At 65.3% G+C, this 24,020-nt stretch carries 26 protein-coding genes; 13 read left to right on the top strand and 13 right to left on the bottom strand.

Annotation, left to right across the window (positions count from 1 at the left end):
- The first annotated feature begins 615 nt into the window (after positions 1 to 615).
- Both C7449_RS02905 and C7449_RS02900 read left to right on the top strand, forming a co-directional pair.
- Positions 616 to 3,516: an Rne/Rng family ribonuclease gene (locus C7449_RS02905; RefSeq protein WP_108001247.1), complete on the top strand. Its 2,901-nt coding sequence runs from the start codon at positions 616 to 618 to the stop codon at positions 3,514 to 3,516.
- Between the two features lie 131 nt (positions 3,517 to 3,647).
- Complete coding sequence (locus C7449_RS02900; protein ID WP_108001433.1) at positions 3,648 to 4,412, top strand: SDR family oxidoreductase; 765 nt, start codon at positions 3,648 to 3,650, stop codon at positions 4,410 to 4,412.
- A 78-nt stretch (positions 4,413 to 4,490) separates the two neighbouring features.
- On the opposite strand, the gene C7449_RS02895 is transcribed toward C7449_RS02900, so the two are convergent.
- Positions 4,491 to 5,642 carry a pyridoxal phosphate-dependent aminotransferase gene (locus C7449_RS02895; protein WP_108001246.1) on the bottom strand — a complete coding sequence of 384 codons (1,152 nt, stop codon included), beginning with the start codon at positions 5,640 to 5,642 and terminating at the stop codon, positions 4,491 to 4,493.
- 226 nt (positions 5,643 to 5,868) lie between these two features.
- Between C7449_RS02895 and C7449_RS02890 the strand changes: the two genes are divergently transcribed.
- The 5 genes from C7449_RS02890 to aat all read left to right on the top strand — a co-directional run bounded on the left by C7449_RS02890 (position 5,869) and on the right by aat (position 9,725).
- Complete coding sequence (locus tag C7449_RS02890) at positions 5,869 to 6,633, top strand: DsbA family protein (protein WP_108001245.1); 765 nt, start codon at positions 5,869 to 5,871, stop codon at positions 6,631 to 6,633.
- 183 nt (positions 6,634 to 6,816) lie between these two features.
- Entirely contained in the window at positions 6,817 to 7,254 is a 438-nt protein-coding gene (gene aroQ, locus C7449_RS02885) for a type II 3-dehydroquinate dehydratase (protein ID WP_108001244.1), read from the top strand.
- Between the two features lie 22 nt (positions 7,255 to 7,276).
- A complete protein-coding gene (accB, locus tag C7449_RS02880; RefSeq protein WP_108001243.1) occupies positions 7,277 to 7,747 on the top strand; it encodes an acetyl-CoA carboxylase biotin carboxyl carrier protein in 471 nt (156 codons plus the stop codon).
- Between the two features lie 10 nt (positions 7,748 to 7,757).
- Complete coding sequence (gene accC / locus C7449_RS02875; RefSeq protein WP_108001242.1) at positions 7,758 to 9,101, top strand: acetyl-CoA carboxylase biotin carboxylase subunit; 1,344 nt, start codon at positions 7,758 to 7,760, stop codon at positions 9,099 to 9,101.
- Between the two features lie 9 nt (positions 9,102 to 9,110).
- Positions 9,111 to 9,725, top strand: coding sequence for a leucyl/phenylalanyl-tRNA--protein transferase (gene aat / locus C7449_RS02870; protein ID WP_108001241.1), 615 nt, complete (start codon positions 9,111 to 9,113; stop codon positions 9,723 to 9,725).
- An 80-nt stretch (positions 9,726 to 9,805) separates the two neighbouring features.
- Here aat and C7449_RS02865 read toward each other — a convergent pair whose 3' ends face one another.
- From C7449_RS02865 to gatB, 4 genes are all read right to left on the bottom strand, one after another.
- Positions 9,806 to 10,249 (bottom strand): DUF2155 domain-containing protein, encoded by a 444-nt coding sequence (locus tag C7449_RS02865; RefSeq protein ID WP_210204687.1) that lies wholly within the window; start codon positions 10,247 to 10,249, stop codon positions 9,806 to 9,808.
- Between the two features lie 82 nt (positions 10,250 to 10,331).
- Positions 10,332 to 10,727, bottom strand: coding sequence for an NADH:ubiquinone oxidoreductase subunit NDUFA12 (locus C7449_RS02860; RefSeq protein ID WP_108001239.1), 396 nt, complete (start codon positions 10,725 to 10,727; stop codon positions 10,332 to 10,334).
- Positions 10,728 to 10,880: 153 nt separating this feature from the next.
- On the bottom strand, positions 10,881 to 11,378 hold the full coding sequence (locus C7449_RS02855; RefSeq protein ID WP_108001238.1) for a GNAT family N-acetyltransferase: 498 nt from the start codon (positions 11,376 to 11,378) through the stop codon (positions 10,881 to 10,883).
- Positions 11,379 to 11,382: 4 nt separating this feature from the next.
- Positions 11,383 to 12,885, bottom strand: a complete 1,503-nt coding sequence (gene gatB, locus C7449_RS02850) for an Asp-tRNA(Asn)/Glu-tRNA(Gln) amidotransferase subunit GatB (protein ID WP_108001237.1) — start codon at positions 12,883 to 12,885, stop codon at positions 11,383 to 11,385.
- A 141-nt stretch (positions 12,886 to 13,026) separates the two neighbouring features.
- Between gatB and C7449_RS02845 the strand changes: the two genes are divergently transcribed.
- Complete coding sequence (locus tag C7449_RS02845) at positions 13,027 to 13,332, top strand: DUF1294 domain-containing protein (protein WP_108001236.1); 306 nt, start codon at positions 13,027 to 13,029, stop codon at positions 13,330 to 13,332.
- Positions 13,333 to 13,407: 75 nt separating this feature from the next.
- Here the strand turns inward: C7449_RS02845 and C7449_RS02840 are convergent, their stop codons facing one another.
- The 5 genes from C7449_RS02840 to C7449_RS02815 form a co-directional block, all read right to left on the bottom strand.
- Complete coding sequence (locus C7449_RS02840; protein ID WP_108001235.1) at positions 13,408 to 13,920, bottom strand: GNAT family N-acetyltransferase; 513 nt, start codon at positions 13,918 to 13,920, stop codon at positions 13,408 to 13,410.
- A 59-nt stretch (positions 13,921 to 13,979) separates the two neighbouring features.
- Positions 13,980 to 15,461, bottom strand: coding sequence for an Asp-tRNA(Asn)/Glu-tRNA(Gln) amidotransferase subunit GatA (gatA, locus tag C7449_RS02835; protein WP_108001234.1), 1,482 nt, complete (start codon positions 15,459 to 15,461; stop codon positions 13,980 to 13,982).
- Positions 15,462 to 15,479: 18 nt separating this feature from the next.
- Positions 15,480 to 15,956, bottom strand: a complete 477-nt coding sequence (locus C7449_RS02830; protein ID WP_108001233.1) for a GNAT family N-acetyltransferase — start codon at positions 15,954 to 15,956, stop codon at positions 15,480 to 15,482.
- 4 nt (positions 15,957 to 15,960) lie between these two features.
- Positions 15,961 to 16,248 carry an Asp-tRNA(Asn)/Glu-tRNA(Gln) amidotransferase subunit GatC gene (gene gatC / locus C7449_RS02825; RefSeq protein WP_108001232.1) on the bottom strand — a complete coding sequence of 96 codons (288 nt, stop codon included), beginning with the start codon at positions 16,246 to 16,248 and terminating at the stop codon, positions 15,961 to 15,963.
- A gap of 328 nt (positions 16,249 to 16,576) precedes the next feature.
- Positions 16,577 to 17,281: a metal-dependent hydrolase gene (locus C7449_RS02815; RefSeq protein WP_108001230.1), complete on the bottom strand. Its 705-nt coding sequence runs from the start codon at positions 17,279 to 17,281 to the stop codon at positions 16,577 to 16,579.
- 195 nt (positions 17,282 to 17,476) lie between these two features.
- Here C7449_RS02815 and C7449_RS02810 point away from each other — a divergent pair, with 195 nt between their 5' ends.
- A complete protein-coding gene (locus tag C7449_RS02810; protein ID WP_108001432.1) occupies positions 17,477 to 17,782 on the top strand; it encodes an alkylphosphonate utilization protein in 306 nt (101 codons plus the stop codon).
- Positions 17,783 to 17,793: 11 nt separating this feature from the next.
- On the top strand, positions 17,794 to 18,276 hold the full coding sequence (gene ruvX / locus C7449_RS02805; protein ID WP_108001229.1) for a Holliday junction resolvase RuvX: 483 nt from the start codon (positions 17,794 to 17,796) through the stop codon (positions 18,274 to 18,276).
- On the opposite strand, the gene C7449_RS02800 is transcribed toward ruvX, so the two are convergent.
- Positions 18,225 to 18,548, bottom strand: coding sequence for a DUF6105 family protein (locus tag C7449_RS02800; protein ID WP_108001228.1), 324 nt, complete (start codon positions 18,546 to 18,548; stop codon positions 18,225 to 18,227). The two genes, ruvX and C7449_RS02800, sit on opposite strands and share 52 nt — an antisense overlap.
- Positions 18,545 to 18,703 carry a hypothetical protein gene (locus tag C7449_RS21715; RefSeq protein WP_170115774.1) on the bottom strand — a complete coding sequence of 53 codons (159 nt, stop codon included), beginning with the start codon at positions 18,701 to 18,703 and terminating at the stop codon, positions 18,545 to 18,547. Before C7449_RS21715 ends, C7449_RS02800 begins: the two co-directional genes overlap by 4 nt.
- A 224-nt stretch (positions 18,704 to 18,927) precedes the next feature.
- On the opposite strand from C7449_RS21715, the gene C7449_RS02795 reads away from it, so the two are divergent.
- Positions 18,928 to 19,860, top strand: a complete 933-nt coding sequence (locus C7449_RS02795; RefSeq protein WP_108001227.1) for an AEC family transporter — start codon at positions 18,928 to 18,930, stop codon at positions 19,858 to 19,860.
- Here C7449_RS02795 and C7449_RS02790 read toward each other — a convergent pair.
- Positions 19,845 to 21,494 (bottom strand): acyl-CoA dehydrogenase family protein, encoded by a 1,650-nt coding sequence (locus C7449_RS02790; protein WP_108001226.1) that lies wholly within the window; start codon positions 21,492 to 21,494, stop codon positions 19,845 to 19,847. The two genes, C7449_RS02795 and C7449_RS02790, sit on opposite strands and share 16 nt — an antisense overlap.
- A gap of 171 nt (positions 21,495 to 21,665) precedes the next feature.
- On the opposite strand from C7449_RS02790, the gene C7449_RS02785 reads away from it, so the two are divergent.
- Both C7449_RS02785 and C7449_RS02780 read left to right on the top strand, forming a co-directional pair.
- Complete coding sequence (locus C7449_RS02785; RefSeq protein ID WP_108001225.1) at positions 21,666 to 22,607, top strand: aspartate carbamoyltransferase catalytic subunit; 942 nt, start codon at positions 21,666 to 21,668, stop codon at positions 22,605 to 22,607.
- On the top strand, positions 22,604 to 23,896 hold the full coding sequence (locus C7449_RS02780; protein WP_108001224.1) for a dihydroorotase: 1,293 nt from the start codon (positions 22,604 to 22,606) through the stop codon (positions 23,894 to 23,896). Before C7449_RS02785 ends, C7449_RS02780 begins: the two co-directional genes overlap by 4 nt.
- Positions 23,897 to 24,020: the final 124 nt, after the last annotated feature.

The following is a 24,020-nucleotide window of genomic DNA, read 5'->3' as shown; positions in this document are numbered from 1 at the left end:
GCGCCGACCGCGCGAACCAGGCCCGTCATCCCCACCGCGAAAATGCCGGCCCATGGTTAATCAATTGTTATGCCCGCTCTGGTGGGGCGGACCGGCGGCCTCCATCCTGCGCGATTGGATCATAATTGTGTCCGTCCGGGCTTTTTCCTTGCCATTGTGACATATTGAACATAAAAGCGTTTTAAGGGAGAAAGTACAGACGGGATAGGAGCCCCGGACGGGCAGCCAACCGCTTGGATTTGGCGCCGAAACTGGCCTTCATCCGCCGTCATAATTGCTTTTTCCCGGGCATTTGAATCGCGGTAAATCCGGCGGTGGCCGGACCAATTCATCGGTGGGTTTCCACCATGGGTCCCTTTTCGGACCCTTTCATCGGACCCTTGCGGTCTATGGCATTGGCATTCTCGTTTGGACGTAGATGTTGTCGCTGCGGTATGTGTCAGAAGTTAACAGGCTCCGGTGCGTGACCGCGCCAGCCGTTGTCTGGCCGCAGCCCCCTCACCCGACCCCAACGGGAAATCACTTATCCGGCGCGGCGCTCCCGCCTTCCGACCGTTCGTCCCCTGAGGACCGTTCGCCAGACAGGCTCCGCCTGCGCCGAGGAGCTCTACTTACATGGCAGACAAAATGCTTATCGATGCGTCTCACGCTGAGGAGACGCGCGTCGTTGTCGTACGCGGCAACCGCATAGAAGAATTCGACTTCGAATCGCAGCACAAGAAACAGATCCGCGGCAATATCTACCTGGCGAAGGTAACGCGGGTCGAACCCTCGCTGCAGGCCGCCTTCGTGGATTACGGCGGCAACCGGCACGGCTTCCTGGCCTTCGCCGAGATCCATCCCGACTACTACCAGATCCCGCTCGCCGACCGGCAGGCGCTGTTGCGCGCCGAAGCGGAAGAGGCGCGCCGCGACGAGGACATCGAGCACGTCGAAACTGCGCCGACATCCGCCGCACCGGTGGCTGCGGAAGAAGAGGCGATGACGCCGGCTGCAGAGGTCGAAGCGGAAGCCTCCGACGCCGTAGCGGCCGTCGAGGTGGAGGCGGACTCCGCGCCCGCCACGGACGCCCCTGCCGAGGCCATCGAGGCCGAGAGCACGGCGGCCGAGCCTGCGGAAGCCGAGGCCAAGCCGAAGGCCCGCAAGCCCCGCAAGCCGCGCGCCAAGAAAACCGAGGCGAAGGACGAGGCTGCAGAGGCTGGCGAGACCGTTGCCGACAGCGAGGACGACCGGACCCCGTCCGGCGACATGGCCGCCGCGGTCGATACCGACGTGATCTCCGAAGAGGTCCGCAAGCGTCCCAACGACGATGATGACGACGACGATCACCACGACGAACATGACGTGATCGAATCGGTCGGCGCCGAAGACGCGATGGAAGAGGTTCCGGACCGCATCGTGCGCAAGCCACGCAAGCAGTATCGGATCCAGGAAGTGATCAAGCGCCGGCAGATCCTGCTGGTGCAGGTCGCCAAGGAAGAACGCGGCAACAAGGGTGCGGCGCTGACCACCTACCTGTCGCTTGCCGGCCGCTATTCGGTGCTGATGCCGAACACCGCTCGCGGCGGCGGCATCTCCCGCAAGATCACCAGCCCGCAGGACCGCAAGCGCCTGAAGGAGATCGCCCGCGACCTCGAAGTGCCGCAGGGCATGGGCGTCATCCTGCGCACCGCCGGCGCCAACCGCACCAAGGTCGAGGTCAAGCGCGACTTCGAATACCTGATGCGCCTGTGGGAGAACGTTCGCACCCTGACGCTGAACTCGACCGCGCCCTGCCTCGTCTACGAGGAAGGCTCGCTGATCAAGCGCTCGATCCGCGACCTCTACAACAAGGACATCAGCGAGATCGTCGTGGCCGGCGAGGAAGGCTACAAGGAAGCCAAGAGCTTCATGAAGATGCTGATGCCGAGCCACGCAAAGGTGGTCCAGCCGTATCGCGACATCCATCCGATCTTCTCGCGCTCGGGCATCGAAGCGCAGCTTGACCGGATGCTGCAGCCGCAGGTGACATTGAAGTCCGGCGGCTACATCATCATCAACCAGACCGAGGCGCTCGTTTCGATCGACGTCAACTCCGGCCGCTCGACCCGCGAGCACTCGATCGAGGAGACGGCGCTGCAGACGAACCTCGAGGCTGCCGAGGAAGTGGCGCGGCAGTTGCGCCTGCGCGACCTCGCCGGTCTCGTCGTGATCGACTTCATCGACATGGAGGAGAAGCGCAACAACCGCGCCGTCGAGAAGCGGCTGAAGGACTGCCTCAAGCAGGACCGCGCCCGCATCCAGGTCGGCCGCATCTCGCATTTCGGCCTGCTGGAGATGTCGCGCCAGCGCATTCGCGCCTCGGCGCTCGAAAGCACGATGCAGACCTGCCCGCACTGCAACGGCACCGGACATATCCGCTCGCAGTCCTCGGTCGCACTCCATGTCCTGCGCGGCATCGAGGAGTACCTGCTCAAGAACACCACCCACAACATCACCGTCCGCACGACGCCGGACATCGCGCTCTATCTGCTGAACCAGAAGCGCAGCACCATCGGTGACTACGAGGCGCGCTTCGGCCTGCACATCGTCATCGACGCGGATGCGCATGTCGGCGCCCAGCACTTTGCGATCGATCGCGGCGAGCCGGTGGAGAACCCGGTCAAGATCGAGCATTTCGTGCCGTTCACGCCCGAACCGGAAGAGGAAGACGAGATCGTCATCGAGGACGAACTCGCAGAAGACGAGGTCGATGCCGACGCTGCAGCAACGCCCGCGACCGGAGCCGACGACCAGTCCGGTCGCAAGCGCAAGCGCCGCCGGCGGCGCCGCGGCCGCGGCGGACGCGAGGCCGAGGGCAGCGACACCGCCTCGTTCGGCGGCGAGCAGCCGGGTGACGAGGACGAGGACGCCAACGGTGAGGACGCCAACGGCGATGACGAGGCCGACGACGTCGTTGCCGAGGCGGTTGCCAGCGCGGTCGAGGGCGATCACAAGCGCAAGCGCCGCCGCCGCGGCAAGCGCGGCGGACGCCGCAATCGCGGCGACGAGCTCGCCGTGAGCGCGGATGCTGAGGCTGACGAGGCAGATGCCGGCGAGGTAGCGGCCGGGGAGGCATCGGATACCGACGAGGTCGAGAATGCCGACCTCGCCGCCGAGGCCGCCGTCGAAGGGACCCTCCCCCCGAGCGAGGAGGAGATCGCAGCCGAGGTGCAGCCGGAGCCGGCTCCCAAGCCGCGGCGGAGCCGCAAGGCCAAGGTTGCGGCCGAGCCCGCCCCTGTGACCGAGCCGGCGCCCGTCACCGAAGGCGAGGCGCAGGCCGAGGTCGAGGGACAGCCCACGCCGGAAGAACCCGCCGAGGCTCCGGTCGAGGAAGCGGCCGCGGCACTCGACGAGGCAAAGCCGGCGCGCGCCAATCGCGATCTCTCCACCATCGCAACCGAGCCCGTCGTCAAGTCGTCATCGACGGACAAGGGCGACGACGAGCCGGAGAAGCCCAAGAAGGGCGGCTGGTGGCAGCGCCGCGGCTTCTTCTAAGAAGCCTGCTTGCTAGAGGAATTGAAAGGCCCGGCATGGTCCGGGCCTTTTTCGTTTTCGGAAATCGGGTGGTTCCCGGCTTGCCGTTCTGCGACACGCGCGGTCCTCAGAAACGAGCAAAGGAGAACTCCATGACCCGCCTCGACAGCAAGGTCGCCATCATTACCGGCGCAAGCTCCGGCATAGGCCGCGCCGCCGCCATCCTCTTTGCCCGGCAGGGCGCGAAGCTGGTGCTTTCGGCCCGGGGGCGTGAACGGCTCGATGAAGTAGCGGAAGAAATCCGCCGAGAGGGTGGCGACGTAATCGCCGTGCCCGGCGACGTCAGCGAGGAAGCCCATCACCAGGCGCTCGTCGAAGCGGCACGGGCTGAATTCGGCGGGACCGACATCGCCTTCAACAATGCCGGCACCACCGGCCCGCTCGGCCCCCTGCCCGACCTGTCCGTTACGGAATGGCAGGGCGTGCTCGACGTCAACCTGACCAGCGGCTTCCTCGCCGCCAAGTACCAGTTGCCGGCCATGGAGGCGCGCGGCGGCGGCAGCATCGTCTTCACCTCGACCTTCGTGGGCTATACCGCGGGCTTTCCTGGGCTTGCGGCCTATGCCGCGTCGAAGTCCGGCCTGGTCGGCCTCGTGCAGGTGCTTGCCGCTGAATATGGTCCGAAAGGCATTCGCGTGAATGCGCTGCTGCCGGGTGCGACGGATACGCCGATGGGCCGCCACGTGGCAAACACGCCGGAGGCGCTCGAATTTGTTGCCGGGCTGAATGCGCTCAAGCGTATCGCGCAGCCGGAGGAGATCGCCCGGGCCGCACTGTTCCTCTGCTCGGATGCCTCTAGCTTCACCACCGGGACGGCAATGCTCGTCGACGCCGGCGTGTCGATCAACCGCACCTGACCGATGGCGTATGCATTCGGGCGCAGCCGGCGGGGACGATCGCCCCCGCCGGCTGCAACGGCAAGATCGCCCGCCCGTCTACTTCAGCCACGCCGCGATGCGGTCGGTGGCCTCAATCATCTGATCATGGGCACCGGCGAAGGAGAAGCGCATGGTGCGGTGCCCGTTGATCGGGTCAAAATCGTGGCCCGGCGTCGCCGCAACGCTGATTTCGCTCAACATCCGGCGGGCGAAGGCCATGCTGTCATTGGTGAAGCGGCCGACGTCGACATAGGCGTAGAACGCCCCGTCCATCGGCGAGGCGATCGTAAAGCCGATCTCCGGCAGCCGGCTTGCGAGCAGGTCGCGATTGCGGCGATAGGCATCGCGGTGGGCGTCGAGTTCGTCGCCCGCGCCGAGCGCCGCCAGGGCGGCGACCTGCGAAATCTCCGGGGCGGAGATGTAGAGGCTCTGCGTCAGCCGCTCCGTCGGACGCACGACGGCGGTCGGCAGCACCATCCAGCCGATCCGCCATCCCGTCATGCAGTAGTACTTCGAGAAGGAATTGATCACGACGACGTCATCGGTCAGTTCGAGCGCGCTCGTCTCCTCGCCCGAGAAGGTGAGGCCGTGATAGATCTCGTCGGAGATGAAGGTGATGTCGTTGGCCAGGCAATAGTCGGAAAGTGCCTTCAGGTGCGCGCGGCCGGTGACGGTGCCGGTCGGATTGGCTGGACTGGCCAGCAGGATGCCCGACAGCTTGCCGAACACGCTCTGGGCGGCCTCCAGGCTTTCGGGGGTCATGGTGAAATCGTTCTCCGCGCTCACCTCGATCTCGATCGTCTCGATGCCGAGGGCCGCCAGGATGTTGCGGTAGGCGGGGTAGCCGGGACGGGCGATCGCCACCCGGTCGCCGGGATCGAACAGCGTCAGAAAGGCCAGGTTGAAGGCGGCGGACGAGCCGGTCGTCACGGCAATGCGGCCGGGGTCGACCTCGGCACCGTGGCGCGTGCGATAATGCGCCGCGATTGCCTTGCGCAGCGAATCCAGCCCCAGTGCTTCCGTGTAGCCGATGCGGCCGTCGGCGAGCGCCGCGCGCGCCGCTTCGAGTGCTGCACGCGGCGCCGGATAGGCGGGCTGCCCCACCGCCATCGAAATGACCGGCTGCCCCGCCGAGCGCCGCCGCGCCGCCTCGGCAAGCACATCCATCGCGTGGAACGGCTCGACCGCACTGCGCCTGGATATCTTCATGGTCTCATTTCCTTGCTGCTTGTCGTGACCGCCTGCCCCATGGCTTCCCTTGCCGCAAGAAACGTCCGTTCACAATGCCGGGAGGGGCGAAAATCCGCGTTTTTGCTGTTTCGTTTCGGGCGACCCCGGCCTAAGGTCGTCGCAACGCGCCGAACGCTTCGATGCCGGAGTTCGGAAGAGCTTGGTTGTGCTCTCCACGGGGGCCGCTGCAAACAACGAGGACAGAATGTTTCGCTTCACGTGCAAATCGCTCGCAGCCGTAATCGCGCTCGCCGGCACCGTTTCGCTTCCCTTTAACGCGCTGGCGCTCGACGCCAAGCAGAAGGAGGAGTTCGGCGCCTATATCAAGGAATACCTGCTCGCCAATCCGGAGATCCTGATGGACATGCAGGAAGCCCTGCAGCAGAAGCAGATGAAGGCGCACCAGGAGCAGGCCGAAGCGGCGATCGCCGAGAACAAGAAGGCGATTTTCGACGCCAAGTACGACATTTCGCTCGGAAACCCGAAGGGCGACGTCACGATCGTCGAGTTCTTCGACTACAACTGCGGCTACTGCAAGCGCGCGCTGGCCGACATGGATGCGATCCTCGAAACAGACAAGAACGTGCGATTCGTGCTGAAGGAACTGCCGATCCTCGGCCCGGACTCCCTCGCCGCCCACAAGGTCAGCGCGGCCGTTCGCGACCTGGCTCCGGAAAAATACGGCCAGTTCCACCGCAACCTGCTGGGCGGCGAAGGCCGGGCGACGGAGGAAAGCGCGATCGAGGTCGCCGGCAAGCTCGGCATCGGCGAGGCGGACATCCGCAAGGCGATGGAAGAGAAGCCCCATGACGATGCGGTGCGCGCCGCTTATACGCTCGCCCAGGACCTCGGCATCACCGGCACCCCCTCCTACGTGATCTCGAACGAGGCCGTCTTCGGCGCCGTCGGAGCGGATGAGCTCCGCGCCAAGGTTGCCAATGTCCGCTCCTGCGGCAAGGCCGCCTGCTGAACACGTCTTGCGACGGAACCGGCCCCACACCGGTTCCAACCCTGCGGGCTCCGCCATCTTTCCGCCATTCCATTGCTGTTCAGCCATGGAGGTTGTGGACAAGGCAGGTGCGTTTCCTTGGGGCTTTTCCTCGAAGAACCGCCGGTCTATAGGTAACCCACGATCCAGCAAGCGGAAATCTGAATGGCGTCCACCATCTTCGTCCTCAACGGCCCGAACCTGAATGCGCTCGGCAAGCGCGAGCCCGGCATCTATGGCGGGCACACCCTTGCCGACATCGAGGTCCTGTGCCGGACCGAAGGCGAAAAGCTCGGTTTTGCCATCGACTTCCGCCAGACCAACCACGAAGGCACGCTGGTCGACTGGATCCACGAGGCGGGTGAGACGGCCGCCGGTATTGCCATCAATGCCGGTGCCTATACCCACACCTCCATTGCCTTGCACGACGCGATCCGCGCCATCGCCATACCGGTCGTGGAACTGCACCTGTCGAACGTCCATGCCCGCGAGGAATTCCGCCACAAGTCCATGATCGCGCCCGCGGTCAAGGGCGTCATCTGCGGCTTCGGCGAGCAAAGCTACATCCTGGCGCTGAACGCGCTGAAATCCATCACGAAATAAAGAAAAAAAGAGGCTGCATCCAATGGCTGACAACAAGAAACAGGGCATCGATCAGGGGCTGATCCGCGATCTCGCCAACATCCTCAACGAGACGGACCTGACGGAGATCGAAGTCGAACAGGACGAGCTTCGCATCCGCGTTTCCCGCGCCGGCACGCCCCAATACGTGTCCGCCCCTGTTCCGGCCGCCCAGTTCGCGGCACCTGCAGCCGCCGCAGCCGTAACCGCACCGGCCGCCGCTCCTGCTGCCCGTGACAACAAGAACGCGGTGACCGCGCCCATGGTCGGCACCGCCTATCTTGCCGCGGCGCCGGGTGCCCGTCCCTTCGTCGAAGTCGGCTCCACGGTCCAGGAAGGCCAGACCATCCTCATCATCGAGGCCATGAAGACGATGAACCAGATTCCCGCCCCGCGCTCCGGCAAGGTCGTCGAGATCCTTGTCGCCGACGCCGCGCCGGTCGAATATGGCGAACCGCTGATCGTCATCGAATAAGGCCAGAGCGATGATTTCCAAAATCCTGATTGCCAATCGCGGCGAGATCGCGCTTCGCGTTCTTCGCGCGTGCAAGGAACTGGGTATTGCCACCGTCGCCGTCCATTCGACGGCTGACGCCGACGCCATGCATGTGCGCCTCGCCGACGAAAGCGTCTGCATCGGCCCGCCGCCGTCGCGAGACAGCTACCTCAACATCCACCAGATCGTCGCCGCCTGCGAAATCACCGGCGCTGACGCGGTCCATCCGGGCTACGGCTTCCTTTCGGAGAACGCCAAGTTCGCGGAAATCCTGGACGCCCACGGCATTACCTTCATCGGCCCGACCGCCGAGCACATCCGCCTGATGGGCGACAAGATCACCGCCAAGAAGACCGCGCAGGAACTCGGCATCCCCGTCGTTCCCGGCTCGGACGGCGAGGTGAAGCCCGAGAACGCGCTCGAGATCGCCCGCAAGATCGGCTTCCCGGTCCTGATCAAGGCAACCGCCGGCGGCGGTGGCCGCGGCATGAAGGTCGCCCGGACCGAGGAAGAGCTGGAAGTCGCGGTTGCCACGGCCCGCACGGAAGCCGCGGCCGCCTTCGGAAACGACGCCGTCTACATGGAGAAGTTCCTCGGCCATCCGCGCCACATCGAGGTGCAGATCGTCGGTGACGGCGCGGGCAATGCCATCCATCTCGGCGAGCGCGACTGCTCGCTGCAGCGCCGCCACCAGAAGGTCTGGGAAGAGGCCAACTCCCCTGCCCTGAACGTCGACCAGCGCATGAAGATCGGCCAGATCTGCGCCGACGCGATGAAGAAGATGAAGTATCGCGGCGCCGGCACGATCGAGTTCCTCTACGAGGACGGCGAGTTCTATTTCATCGAGATGAACACCCGCCTGCAGGTCGAGCATCCGATCACCGAGGCGATCACCGGCATCGACCTCGTGCACGAGCAGATCCGCGTCGCTTCCGGCGCCGGGCTTTCGGTGACGCAGGATCAGATCGAGTTCTCGGGCCACGCGATCGAGTGCCGCATCAATGCCGAGGACCCGCGCACCTTCGTTCCCTCGCCGGGAACGATCACGCATTTCCATGCGCCCGGCGGTCTCGGCGTCCGCGTCGATTCCGGCGTTTATCAGGGCTATCGGATCCCGCCCTATTACGACAGCCTGATCGGCAAGCTGATCGTGCATGGCCGTACCCGTGTCGAATGCATGATGCGTCTGCGCCGCGTTCTCGATGAATTCGTCATTGACGGCATCAAGACGACGCTACCATTGTTTCAGGAACTGATCGGCAATCAGGACATTGCCAACGGCGACTACGACATCCATTGGCTGGAGAACTATCTGGCCAAGCCTTCGGTCTGAGGCACGAACATGGCAGGGCGGCGCGGCAGGTCCCCGGAAGTCACACCGGAACTCTTGCTGCGCGCCTATTCCATCGGCCTGTTCCCGATGGCCGATTCGGCCGACGACCCGGAACTGTTCTGGGTCGAGCCGGACGTGCGCGGCGTCATTCCGCTCGACCAGTTCCATGTTTCCCGCAGCCTTGCCAAGACGATCCGGCGAGAACCGTTCGAGATCCGCTTCGACAGTGCCTTCGACGCGGTGATCGCAGCCTGCGCTGAGGCTGCGCCCGATCGACCTTCTACCTGGATCAACGGCAAGATCCGGACGCTTTACGGCACGCTCCACCGCATGGGACATGCCCACAGCGTCGAGGCGTGGGAGGATGGCCAGCTGGTCGGTGGCCTGTACGGCGTTTCGCTCGGGGCGGCGTTCTTCGGCGAGAGCATGTTCTCCCGGCGCACCAACGCGTCGAAGATCTGCCTCGTCTACCTCGTCGAGCGGTTGAAAAGGAACGGCTTCCGCCTGCTGGACACCCAGTTCACCACCGAGCACCTGAAAACCTTCGGCGCCGTCGACGTACCCAAGGCCGAATACGAGGCCATGCTGGCAAACGCCCTGGCCTCGCCCAACCTGCCCTTCTGAGCACTGCCGGCAACGGACAGCTACCCAACACTCAGGGATAAAGGAGTCCTGACAACCGCCCGCCCGTCCGGGCGTCAGCCTTACCGGCTCTTGACCTTCGCCGGCGGCGGCACGTCCGAGGTCATCTTGCACTCGACGAGCCAGACGTCATAGACGGGATGCTCGACCGCGTTCAGGCCGGGGCTTTCGGCAAACATCCAGCCCGTGAAGATCCGACGGATCTTGCGGTCCAGCGTGATCTCGTCGACCTCGACGAAGGAATCGACCTTCTGCGCTTCCGTGTCGTCGCGGTTGTAGCAGACGCGCGGGGTGACCTGCAGCGCGCCGAACTGCACCGTCTCGCCTACATAAACGTCGAAAGAGGTAATGCGGCCGGTGATCTTGTCGAGACCGGAGAAGACGGCGACGGGGTTTTCGATGCGGGCGGCGCCGGCCTGCCCGGCGGCGGTCAGAACCGCCACACCGGCAGCGGCAAGAGCGCATGCGGCGCGCGAAGCGATCTTCAGACTGCCGGCAAGGCTCATTCCCATCCGTCTCCCGCGTAAATCCAGCCGGTTAGAGATGCCGGCACAGCCTGCGCTAATCGTCAAATGTGGCGAAAGCGTATCAGCCGCGCGGCGTCCATGCATCGTAGTCGCCGGTCACGCGCGGACGTTCGCCGGCAGCGGCAAGCGAGCCCGGCGGACGATAGGCCTGTGGCGTTCCGGTGCCGTTGGGGCGATGGTTCTTTTCCCAGTCGCGAGCCTTGTAGTCCTCGTCGGCGGGCGAGACGTCGGTGCGGTGATGCATCCAGCCGTGCCAGCCGGGCGGGATCGCCGAAGCCTCGGCATAGCCGTTGTAAATGACCCAGCGACGCGTGCGGCCCTCGGAGTCCGTGCCACCCTGGTAGTAGACGTTGCCGAACTGATCCTCGCCGACCTTCTTGCCAAAACGCCAGGTATGGAGCCGCGTTCCGAGGGTCTGCCCGTTCCACCAGGTGAAGATCTGCTTGAGGAGGTTCATGGTCCACTTCCTTGACCGGACCGCTCGGCCGGTCGGCCGGTCGGCTGTCGAATTTCCATCCGCTTATGGCGCGGCGGGTCCCGAATGTCCAGCGATTCCCGCAGTTTCAGACGGGTTCTCCGGGTCACATTCACCGGTGTCCCGCGCCGCTGCTCAATGAAGTGCCTTCTCCAAGACCCACGCGGCAATGCCGGAGTGCTCGCCTCCGCAACTGGCCGTCTCGCCGATCTTGGCAAAGCCATGCGCCGTGTAGAAGCCGACCGCCTGCGCGTTTTCGGGGGCAACCTCGAGCCGCATCTTCTTCGCGTCCGGAAAGCAGGTCTCCAGTTCGGCGAAGATATCGCGGCCGATGCCCTGCCGCTGGTATTGCGGCAGCACGTAGAGCTGGTGCAGGACGGCTACCCCGGGTTCGCTCTTAGACATGGCCGCGTAGCCCATGCCACCAAGCGCCTTGCCGTCGTCTGCGACAACGAATTCGGCGTCGCGGCGCGCAAGCTGTGCCTTCAGCGCCTCGACGGAGTGCCATTTCGCCGTGATCTCCGACACCCTAGCCGCGCCGTAGAATGCATAATAGGTCGCATGCCAGGCCTCGGCGAGGAGCGCGCTCACCTGCGGCAGGTCGCGCTCTGTAGCCGTGCGGACGAAGAACATCGCGTCAGTCCTCGATGCCGAGCTTGGCCTTGACCAGGGACTGGACGGCCTGCGGGTTCGCCTTGCCCCCGGTCGCCTTCATGACCTGGCCGACGAACCAACCGGCGAGCGAGGGCTTGGCCTGGACCTTTGCGACCTGGTCCGGGTTGGCGGCGATGATCTCGTCGACGGCCTTCTCGATCGCACCGGTGTCGGTGACCTGCTTCATGCCGCGGCTCTCGACGATCTCCGCAGGCACGCCGCCCTCGTTCCAGACGATCTCGAACAGGTCCTTGGCAATCTTGCCGGAGATCGTGCCGTCCTTGATGAGGTCGATAATACCGCCGAGCTGACCGGGCGAAACCGGCGTTTCCTCAATGGCTTTGCCGGCCTTGTTCAAGGCGCCGAGAAGGTCGTTGATGACCCAGTTGGCGGCGAGCTTGCCGTCGCGGCCGGAAGCCACTGCCTCGAAATAATCGGCGATCGCCTTTTCGGAAACGAGCACCGAGGCATCGTAGACGGAGAGGCCAAGTTCGCGCACGAAGCGCTCCTTCTTGTCGTCCGGCAGTTCCGGCAGATGCACACGCAGTTCCTCGACATATGCCTCATCGAATTCGAGCGGCAGCAGGTCGGGATCGGGAAAATAGCGGTAGTCGTGCGCGTCTTCCTTGGAGCGCATCGAGCGGGTCTCGCCCTTGTTCGGGTCGAACAGGCGGGTCTCCTGGTCGATGACGCCGCCGTCCTCGAGGATGCCGATCTGGCGGCGGGCCTCATATTCGATGGCCTGGCCGACGAAACGGATCGAGTTGACGTTCTTGATCTCGCAGCGCGTGCCGAAGGGCTCGCCCGGACGGCGGACCGAGACGTTGACGTCGGCGCGCATGGAGCCCTCGTCCATGTTGCCGTCGCAGGTGCCGAGATAGCGCAGGATGGTGCGCAGCTTGGTCAGGTAGGCCTTGGCTTCGTCGGAGGAGCGCAGGTCCGGCTTCGAGACGATCTCCATCAGCGCCACACCGGAGCGGTTCAGGTCGACGTAGGACATGGTGGCGTGCTGGTCGTGCATCGACTTGCCGGCGTCCTGCTCGAGATGCAGGCGCTCGATGCCGATCTCGACGTCCTCGAACTGGCCCTGCCGGTCGGGGCCGACGGAGATGACGATCTTGCCCTCGCCGACGATCGGGTCCTTGTACTGCGAGATCTGGTAGCCCTGCGGCAGGTCCGGATAGAAGTAGTTCTTGCGGTCGAAGATCGAGCGGTGGTTGATCTTCGCCTTCAGGCCGAGGCCGGTGCGGATCGCCTGCCGGACGCACTCCTCGTTGATCACGGGCAACATGCCGGGCATGGCCGCATCGACGAGCGAGACATTGGCATTCGGCGCCTTGCCGAATTCGGTCGACGCGCCGGAGAACAGCTTCGAATTGCTGGTGACCTGCGCGTGCACCTCCATGCCGATGATCACCTCCCAGTCGCCGGTAGCGCCGGGGATGTAGCGTTTCGGGTCGGAGATGCGGACGTCGACGATGGTCATGGTGAGCTCTTCGGATGCCTGATTTTGTCCTGTGTCGGTAGCTTATATGGGCAGGCGGCGCAAGGCTTTGCCATCCGGGCCAGACGCCTTGGGGCACTGCCGGATAGCGCCTTCTTAACCGGATCCCGTTAGGCTCGCAGCATGAACGCCGTGCTGGTTGCTGCTATTCTTCTGCTGGTGAATGTCTTGACCTTCCTCGCCTTCTGCCACGACAAGGCGGCGGCAGGCGCCGGCGAGTGGCGCGTGCCGGAGCGCACGCTGCTCGGCCTGGCTCTTGTCGGCGGCAGCCTCGGGGCCGTCCTCGCCCAGCGGCTCCTGCGGCACAAGACGCGCAAGGAACCCTTTCGATCCATACTGGCCCTCATCATCGGCTGCCAGCTTGCGATGGCGATAGCCTGGATCATCGCGCCGCAGTGGCTTTTGCGCATGGTCGCAAGCATGCATTGAGCGCCGCCCAAGACGGCAGTGGACAGCCGTGCGCGACGAGCGATGGGAAGAGCGGCAGAGTTGCGAACCCGGCGGTCAGAAGCCGCCCGGCCCGTACCCCGAGCCTTGATCCTCAACGAACTGGCGCCGCATGCCGACCGATTCGACGTCGCGGTCGAGCCTGGGCGAATAGGTAACCGAAAGCCAGTTTATCGAATAGCCGTGCTTGCCGAAGAAGGCGAGCGCCGGCGCGTTGCGTGCATGGGTCTGGAGCCCGGCCGCCTCGTGGCCGGCTCGACGCATCTCATGCTCGAGGGCAGCAAGCAGCGCGGTGCCGACGCCTTGCCGTTGCGCCGACGGTTCGACCCAGAGATCGGTGATCTCCTCATCCATCCTCTCGCGCGCCGCCCACCCGGCCACGTGACCGCCGCTCTCGGCAACAGTCACTGTCACCCAATTCGCAGCAAGAAACTGCAGGAAGGCCGTGCGGGCGTTTCCGCGCAATGCCTCGAGGTCGGCAACGCCGGTGACCGCCTGTTCCCAGGCAAGCAGCCCGATCTCGGCCAGAGCAGCCACGTCGTCCTTGCGCGCGTTACGGATGGTCGTCATGCAGCCGCCCCTCCCCTCGGCTACATCAAACCATCACAAGCGGGGAAACGCGAGACGGCTCACCACCACTTCTGCGGCGAGAAGCGGCCGGCGGCCTGTTCGATGACGTGCGCGGTCTTGAAGAGGGTCTCTTCCTCGAAGGGTTTGCCGATCAGCTGCAGGCCGAGCGGCAGGCCCTTGTGGTCGAGGCCGGCGGGAACGGCGATGCCCGGCAGGCCGGCCATGTTCACCGTCACCGTGAAGATGTCGTTCAGGTACATCTTGACCGGATCGGAGGCGAGGTCCTCGTCAGCGATGCCGAAGGCGGACGATGGCGTCGCCGGCGTCAGGATCGCGTCGACGCCCGCCTGGAAGGCCAGCTCGAAGTCGCGCTTGATCAGCGTGCGGACCTTCTGCGCCTGCAGGTAGTAGGCGTCGTAGTAGCCGGCCGACAGCACGTAGGTGCCGATCATGATGCGGCGCTTGACCTCCTGGCCGAAGCCGGCGGCGCGGGTCTTCTCATACATGTCGACGATGTCCTTGCCGTCGATGCGCAGGCCGTAGCGCACGCCGTCGTAACGGGCAAGGTTCGAGGAGGCCTCGGCCGGGGCGACGATGTAATAGGCCGGCAGCGCATACTTGGTGTGCGGCAGCGTGATGTCGACGATCTCGGCGCCGGCTTCCTTGAGCCAGGCGATGCCCTTCTGCCAGAGCGCCTCGATCTCCTCCGGCATGCCGTCGACGCGGTACTCCTTCGGAATGCCGATCTTCATGCCCTTGACCGACTGCCCGATCGACTTTTCGTAGTCCGGCACCGGCAGGTCGACGGAGGTCGTGTCCTTCGGATCGACGCTCGCCATCGACTTCAGCAGGATGGCCGCGTCGCGCACGTCGCGGGCGATCGGGCCGGCCTGATCGAGCGACGAGGCGAAGGCGACGATGCCCCAGCGCGAGCAGCGGCCATAGGTCGGCTTGATGCCGACGGTGCCGGTGAACGCGGCCGGCTGGCGGATCGAGCCGCCGGTATCGGTTGCCGTGGCGCCGGCGCAGAGGAAGGCGGCGACGGCAGCGGCCGAACCGCCTGAGGAGCCTCCCGGCACCAGATCGAGGTTGGAGCCGCTGGCCCGCCACGGGTTCTTCACCGGACCGTAATAGGAGCTCTCGTTCGACGAGCCCATGGCGAACTCGTCCATGTTCAGCTTGCCGAGCATGACGGCGCCGTCGTTCCAGAGGTTCTGGGTGACGGTCGATTCGTACTTCGGCTTGAAGCCGTCGAGGATGTGGCTGCAGGCCTGGGTATGGACGTCGCGGGTGCCGAACAGGTCCTTGATGCCGAGCGGAATGCCTTCCAGCGCACCGGCCTTGCCTTCGGCGATGCGGGCATCGGAGGCCTTGGCCATCGCCCGCGCCTTCTCCGGCGTCACCGCGACATAGGCATTGAGCGCCCCGTTGGCGGCCTCAATCGCGGACAGATAGGCATCCGTGAGCTCGACGGCGGTGATCTCCTTGGCGCCGAGCTTCTCGCGAGCTTCGGCAATGGTCAGGCGGGTCAGATCGGTCATGATTCTATCTTTTCGCGGTCACGCAGCGTCGGAGGTGCGTCCAAGCTGCTTCTGGTAGAATATCGAATAGGGGCTGTCCGGATAGTCGAGCACCGGCCCGCAACGGGTGAAACCGGCCTTCTCGTAGATCGCCCAGGCGGCGGGATGCTGGTCGCCGGTCTCGAGCACGAGTTCGGCAAGGCCGTCCTCTTCGGCCGCCCCGATGATCCTCGACAGGATCTGGCGTCCGACGCCCCTGCCCTGCCACTCGGGTCGGGTATACATGCGCTTGACTTCGCCGATCTCGGCGTTGTGGCGCTTCAGCGCGCCGCAACCGATCGCTCTGCCGTTCTCGCGGGCGATCCAGACGGTGACGCCCGCCTCGGCCATCTGCTCGACCGTCAGGTGATAGCAGGCCTCCGGCGGCGACAGCGAATGCAGAACGTCGTTCAGCTCCGCGACCAGTTCGCGTACCTCGTCCTGCAACGGACTCTCGACGGCGATCGAAAAGCTCAAGGGCTTACTCCACGACCTTCGGCACAAGGAAGAAGTTACGGTCGCAGACCGGTGCGTTGGCGACAATGTCTTCGGCCTTGTTGCCGTCGGTCACGACGTCGTCGCGCTCCTTCATCGCCATCGGCGTCACCGACGTCATCGGCTCGACGCCCTCGACGTTCACTTCGCCGAGCTGCTCGACGAAACCGAGGATACCGTTCAGCTCGCCCATCATGCGCTGGGCTTCGTCTTCGCTGACGGCGATACGGGCGAGATGGGCCACCCGCTTGACGGTGGCGAGATCGACAGACATCGGCATTCTCCGGTCGGAAATTTCCTATCCGCTATAATGACCAAGCACCGGCTGTGCAACGGGGGAAGTGTGCAAGCCGGCGCGGCCGCACTTCGCCAGGGCGCCCGGTTTGCGGTAGTCCCCCTCATCGCCTCGCTTCGCTCCGGCACTTCTCCCCGCTGGGGAGAAGACGCAAGGTGCACCATCACCATCCCCCGCATGCTCTCCGCGCTGTTGTCACAACGGGGCGACGAACGAAGCGGGATCGACGTGCACCCTCTTCTCCCCAGCGGGGAGGCCCGCATGGCCGGGGCCGCACGGCATGGGAAAGCGGTCGCATAGCTAGCGATCAGACCGTAACCGAGCCGCCCACCTTCGGAACCGCGACCTTGCCCTTTGCGCCATCCATGGCGGCGACAAACGTATCCGCCGTTTGGTCGATGATCGGGAACGAGCCGTAGTGGCAGGGCAGCACCGTGCCGAACGTGAAGAAGCGCTGACAGGCGAGCGCGGCGACGGCGCCGCCCATGGTGAAGCGGTCACCGATGGGCACGAGGCCGATTTCCGGTTGGTGCAGTTCCTGGATCAGCGCCATGTCGGAGAAAATGTCGGTGTCGCCCATGTGATAGAGCGTCGGCTCGTCCTCGAAATGCAGCACCAGCCCATTGGCATTGCCGAGCGAATGGGAGACGCCGTCCTCGGTGATCTGCGCGGAGGAATGCAGGGCGTTGACGAAGGTGGTCGAGAAGCCGTCGAAATGAATGGTTCCGCCGGTGTTGCCCATCTCGAGCTTCTTCACCCCCTTCGAGCCGAGCCAGGCGGCAAGGTCGGCATTGGCCAGCACCGTCGCACCCGTTTCGCCGGCGAGCGCGATCGTGTCGCCGACATGGTCGCCGTGGCCGTGTGTCAGGAGAATGTGGGTCAGACCGGCCGCCGCATCCTGGCGGGTCGCCTCATCGAAGGCGGGGTTGCCGGTAAAGAAGGGGTCGATCAGGACCTTTGCCTTCGCCGTTTCGATACGAAAGGCCGAATGGCCGAGCCAGGTGATCTTCATGGTACTCTCCCGTTGGACTTCCTCCATCTTATGCCATAGAGCGTTGCCACGCCAAACAGCGGCGCGGTCGTGGGCAACACAGTTCTGTTCCGGCGGCGTGGGACCGTGGCCATGGCGATAAGCCCCAGCGCTTTCCCGGGACCAGTCCGAGAAGCGGCCATACGATGAATGTGCGGGCTTCTGATGGAGACGAGCATGACCACTGAGAACGACGACTACGTCTATGATGAAGCAACCGGCGAATGGCGCCCGGCTTCCGAAATGGCAGCCGCTGCCGCTGCCAGCCAGCCGGTGGCCCGCGATGCGACCGGCACGGTTCTGGCGGACGGTGATTCGGTCACGCTCATCAAGGACCTGAAGGTGAAGGGCGCCGGCACGACGCTCAAGCAGGGCACGGTGATCAAGTCGATCCGCCTCACCGACAACCCGGAAGAAATCGATTGCCGCCATGAGGCGATCAAGGGCCTCGTGCTTCGCACCGAATTCGTCCGCAAGCGGTAGGAACCGATCGCATGGCGACAATGTCCATCGAGGAACTCGCCGCCGCCCTGAAGCCGGGGCAGCCGATCGCCGGCCTCGATCTCGGCACCAAGACCATCGGGCTCTCCGTTTCCGACCTCGGCCGCAGGCTGGCGACGCCGCGCCCGGTGCTGAAGCGCGTCAAGTTCGGTCTCGACGCCGAGGCGCTGCTCGTCTTCGCCGACAAGGAGAAGATCGCCGGCTTCGTCATCGGCCTGCCGATGAACATGGACGGCAGCGCCGGCCCGCGCGTACAGGCGACGCGCGCCTTCGTGCGCTCGATGGGCGAGAAGACCGACATTCCCTTCGTCTTCTGGGACGAGCGGCTGTCGACGGTCGCGGCCGAGCGGACGCTGATCGAGATGGACGTGTCGCGCAAGAAACGGGCGGAGCGGATCGATTCCGCTGCCGCCTCCTTCATCCTTCAGGGCGCACTGGACAGGCTGTCGGCGCTGGGCAGGTCGGAGGCTGGCTGACGGCGCGCCGTCCACCAGGCGATGATGCGCTTGCGGCGGCGGAAGGCAATGATGGCGAAGACCAGCAGGCTGTCGACGACGATGGCGCGCGCGACCAGCGGCGGGATGCTCTCCGGCGGAATTCCGAGGACATGGCCGTAGATTCGAAACACCAGGTCGTGCGCATCGCGGGTCAGCATGAAGATGCCGAAGTTCATGTCGTAGTAGGACAGACCATACCAACTGCCGAGAAGCGCGATCGGCGCCGCCCAAAGGGCCAGAAACCACTTCATGCCGTTCTCCTCTCGCCCAGCGGCAGGCTCCCCATCTCCAGCCCGATCTCGCGCACGGCCGCCAGGCCAAGCAGCACGACGGCTGGTGTGGCGATGTCCAGCGCCAGCGCGGCGAAGAAGGCCGTCATGGCCAATGTCGGTACCGCTTTCATCATGGTGCCGGCGCCAGGATAGTTAACAAACTCTTAACCATCGCACTTTCCGTCCTCCGACGCGCCGGCGCAATGCAAAGCCTTTGTTAAGGTTAATTTCCACACCGCGGCGATCTTGCCGCCACGGGACCACAGTCAGACAGGCCCGGCACTCCAAACCCCAGCCCTCAGGGATTGCCGTTCCGCACGACACGTGAAATGACGGCCTTTTATGCCGGTTCAGAGAAATGCTCCCCATCTTTGAAAGTACCCTGCCCGTTTTCCTGCTCGTGATCCTCGGCACGCTGCTGAAGCGTTGGCGGAAGATCGATGTCGGATTGTGGGCGGGACTGGAGCAACTGGGCTTCTATGTGCTGTTCCCCGCCCTGCTGTTTTCCACGCTGGCGCAGGCGGATTTCGGCGGCATGGCCGCAGCGACACTCGCCGCAACCTCGATCGGCTCGGTGACGCTGATGTCGGGCGCGGTACTGGCCTGCTGGCCGCTCTTTCGCAGCGCGGGCGTCTCGGCCTCTTCGTTCACGACAGTCTTCCAGACAGCGACCCGCTGGAACGGCTTCATGGCACTTGCCATCGCCGGCAAGCTCTATGGGCCGGACAGCCTGGCGATGCTGGCGCTGATCATGACGCTCATCATCATCCCCATCAATTTCTACAACATCGCCATCCTGGTCTGGTTCGGCGGCGGCGCGCGCGATGTCCGCGCCTTCCTGACGAAGATCGTCACCAATCCGCTGATCATCGCAGCCGTGCTCGGAACGGTATTCAATCTGCTCGGCATCCGGGTCTATCCGCCGCTGATGCAATCGATCGACCTTCTGGGCGAAACCTCGCTGAGCCTCGGCCTCGTCATGGTCGGCGCCGGGCTTCGGATCGCCGACGCGCTCAGGCCGCAGGCGATCGCCGTCCTGCCGGTCGGGCTGAAGCTGCTGCTGATGCCGCTGATGATGACTGGCGCCGCCTGGCTTGCCGGGATCCAAGGCGAAGCGCTTCTTACCGTCGCGCTCGGCGCCAGCGTGCCGACGGCGATGAACGGCTACCTGCTGGCCAAACAGATGGGCGGGGACGCGCCGCTCTATGCCGCCGTCGCCACGCTGCAGACGGCGGTCTCGTTCCTGACGATCCCGCTGGTGCTGACGCTGGCGGGTTACGCTGCCGGATAGAGCAGGTCGACGATGTAGGCCGAATCGAAGCGGGAATCGAGCATGCCGTAGGTCGACCGCCATCCGGCCGCCAGCCGCGTCTCGACGAACGCGTCGGCAATTCTGCCGGCTCCGATCCGGCTGAGTTCGGCCGCCGCAGCCGACAATGCCAGCTGTTCCACCAGCATGCGCGCGGCGCCTTCGTCGCGCTCGCAGAGCGCCGTCGCGGCCCGAAGCACCTCGACGGCCTTGCGTCCCGACTGGCCCAGGTCACGGGCGATGCCGGCAAACACGGATTCGAACAGGTCCTTGCCGCGGGATAGCACGCGCAGCACGTCGAGCGCCATCACGTTGCCGGAGCCCTCCCAGATCGCATTGACCGGGGCCTCCCGATAATGGCGGGCGATCGGCCGTTCCTCGACATAGCCGCTGCCGCCAAGGCATTCCATTGCCTCGTAGATCAGCGCCGGCGCGATCTTGCAGCACCAGTATTTCGTTACCGGCGTCATGACCCGCGCATAGGCCGCGTCATCGGCGCTGACCGGCGCCCGGTCGAATGCCTCCGCCAGGCGGAAGGACAGGGCCGTCGCCGCCGCGACGTCGAGCGCCATGTCGGCGAGCACGCGCGTCATGATCGGCTGGTCGACCAGGTTCTTGCCGAACACTTTTCGCCCGCGCGCATGGTGGACGGCTTCGGCGAGCGAGGCGCGCATGATGCCGCTCGACGCCAGCGCGCAATCGAGGCGCGTCAGCGTCACCATGTCGAGGATGGTCCGGATGCCTGAGTCCGGCGAGCCGAGCAGGAAGCCGAAGGTGTCGGTGAACTCGACCTCGGCGGAGGCGTTGGAGCGGTTGCCGATCTTGTCCTTCAGCCGCTGGAAGCGCAGGCCATTCGCGGTGCCGTCCTCAAGCAGCCTGGGAACGAGGAAGCAGCCGACGCCGTCGCGCGTCTGCGCCAGCATCACGAAGGCGTCGCTCATCGGCGCCGACATGAACCACTTGTGGCCGCTGAGGCGGTAGATCCCCTCGCCCACCCGCTCGGCGGTCGAGGTGTTGGCGCGCACGTCCGTGCCGCCCTGCTTCTCCGTCATGCCCATGCCGATCGTGAGCGCGCTCTTCTGCATCGCGGGCCGGTTGGTGCTGTCGTACTTGCGCGACAGGATGCGGCCGCCCCACTCGCGTTGCACGACTGGCGACGCTGAGATCGCCGCGACCGAAGCACTGGTCATCGTCAGCGGGCAGAGGTGGCCGCATTCCAGCTGGGCGGTGAGATAGAAGCGGACGGCGCGCGCCTTGTGCGCCCTGCCCCGCTCATCCGGCAGGTTCTCCCAGATCGAAGAATGCAAGCCGCTCGCCATCGACCGGCGCATCAGCGCGTGCCAGGCCGGATGGAAATCAACCACGTCAAGCCGTTCGCCGCGCGGCCCGTGGGTCCGCAAGTGGGGCGGCGATTCATTAGCCATCCGCGCCAGTTCCTGCGCCTCCGGCGCCGTCACGTGGCGGCCGAGCGCATCGAATTCGTCACGCAGCGACTTCGGCAGCGCCGCCGTCCCGTCGACCAGCAACGGGTCGGACCGATAAGCATTGATGCCCGTCCAGAGCTTCGGCTGGTTGAGGTCGGCAAGGGTTTGTTCTGTGCGGGTCATTTGAGTCATAAACGCGGTTCTATCCTAACTGTTCGCACGGCGAAACTGGGCGCTGCGCGCCGGCCGCAAGAATGCCGGCAAAAGCGCGCGGATCGGCGGCAACACCCGGCCTTGCGCCTTGCCGCGGGGGCTGGGAGCCTCTATAGACCGCGCAATATCAAGACAGTCGAGGCGACCCCAATGGATTCCTTTCCGCATCGCCACCTGCTCGGCATCAAGGGATTGACCGAGCCGGAAATCACCTACCTGCTCGACAAGGCCGATGCCGCCGTCAACATCAGCCGCCAGCGGGAGAAGAAGACCTCGACGCTACGCGGCCTGACCCAGATCAACCTGTTCTTCGAAGCCTCGACCCGTACGCAAGCCTCGTTCGAACTGGCCGGCAAGCGGCTCGGCGCCGACGTGATGAACATGTCGGTCGGCAACTCGTCGGTAAAGAAGGGCGAGACGCTGATCGACACGGCGATGACGCTGAACGCCATGCACCCGGACGTGCTGGTGGTGCGTCACTCCTCCGCCGGTGCGGCCGCGCTCCTCGCCCAGAAGGTCGGCTGCTCGGTCGTCAATGCCGGCGACGGCCAGCATGAGCACCCGACCCAGGCATTGCTCGACGCGCTGACGATCCGCCGCGCCAAGGGCAGGCTGTCGCGCATCATCGTCGCCATCTGCGGCGACGTGCTGCATTCGCGCGTCGCGCGCTCCAACATCCTGCTCCTCAACGCCATGGGCGCGCGGGTGCGGGTGGTGGCGCCGGCGACGCTGCTGCCGAACGGCATCGCCCAGATGGGCGCCGAGGTCTACCATTCCATGGAGGAAGGGCTGAAGGACGCCGACGTGGTGATGATGCTGCGCCTGCAGCGCGAGCGCATGGCCGGCGCCTTCGTCCCCTCGGTGCGCGAATACTTCCGCTACTACGGGCTCGACGCGGAAAAACTGAAGGCGGCCAAGGCGGATGCGCTCGTCATGCATCCCGGCCCGATGAACCGCGGCGTCGAGATCGCCTCGGAGATCGCCGACGGGCCCCAGAGCGTGATCGAACAGCAGGTGGAAATGGGCGTCGCCGTCCGCATGGCGGTGATGGAAAGCCTTCTCGTCTCGCAGAACCAGGGACCGCGCGCATGACCCGCCCGACCGTCATCCAGAACGTCCGCATCATCGATCCGTCGCAGAACCTGGACGAGACCGGCACCATCGTCATCGAGAACGGCCGGATCGCCGCGGCCGGCAAGGCGGCGCAGAACCAGGGGGCGCCTGAGGGCGCGGAGATCGTTGATGGTTCCGGCCTCGTCGCCGCACCCGGCCTCGTCGACGCCCGAGTCTTCGTCGGCGAACCTGGCGCCGAACACCGCGAGACGATCGAGTCGGCCTCTCGCGCGGCCGCGGTCGGCGGCGTCACCTCGTTCATCATGATGCCGGACACCGACCCGGTGATCGACGACATCGCGCTCGTCGAATACGTGCTCAAGACCGCACGCGACAAGGCGGCCGTCAACGTCTATCCGGCCGCGGCGCTGACGAAGGGGCTGGCCGGAACCGAAATGACCGAGTTCGGCCTGCTGCGCGAGGCCGGCGCCGTCGCCTTTACCAACGGCCGCCATGCAATGCACGACAGCCAGGTGCTGCGCCGGGCGATGACCTATGCACGCGAATTCGGCGCCGTCGTCGCGCTCGAGACCCGCGACAAGCATCTCGGCGCCGGCGGCGTCATGAACGAGGGGCTGCTGGCGAGCTGGCTCGGCCTGTCCGGCACGCCGCGCGAGGCGGAGATCATTCCGCTCGAGCGCGACCTGCGGCTCGCCGCACTGACGCGCGCCGCCTATCATGCCGCCCAGATCTCCGTGCCGGAATCGGCCGAGGCGATGCGCGTTGCGCGCGACCGCGGCGCCAACGTCACCTGCGGCATCTCGATCAACCACCTGACGCTGAACGAGAACGACATCGGCGAGTACCGCACGTTCTTCAAGCTCTCGCCCCCCCTGCGCGGCGAGGACGACCGTAAGGCGATGGTGGAAGCGCTCGCCGACGGGACGATCGACATCATCGTCTCCTCCCACGACCCGCAGGATGTCGACACCAAGCGCCTGCCCTTCGGGGAAGCGGCGGACGGTGCGATCGGGCTTGAGACCATGCTCGCCGCAGCACTTCGCCTGCACCACAGCGGCGATGTCGGCCTGATGCGCCTGATCGACGCCATGTCGACGCGGCCGGCGCGGATCTTCGGCCTGGACGCCGGCACGCTGAAGACCGGTGCAGCCGCCGATATCGTACTGATCGATCTCGACGAGCCCTGGATCGCGGTGAAGGACGGCTTCGTGTCGCGCTCGAAGAACACGCCCTTCGAGGATGCCCGCTTTACGGGACGGGCCGTTCAAACCTATGTTGACGGTAAACGCGTCCATTCGGCGCGCTAGAACTTCGGCTTGCGCACCGTGCAGGGGGACTGAACGGCGGCGCCGGTGAAAACTGCCACTCATCCGAGCCGCCTGGCAGGCGGAGGAAGGGCGGCACAGGGCTGCGAGACCACGACCGAACGGC

It is taken from the genome of Mycoplana dimorpha, assembly GCF_003046475.1.
GTDB classification, from domain to species: Bacteria; Pseudomonadota; Alphaproteobacteria; order Rhizobiales; family Rhizobiaceae; genus Mycoplana; species Mycoplana dimorpha.
Note: the sequence above shows the minus strand (reverse complement) of the source record. Positions and strands in the feature narration are given on the sequence as shown.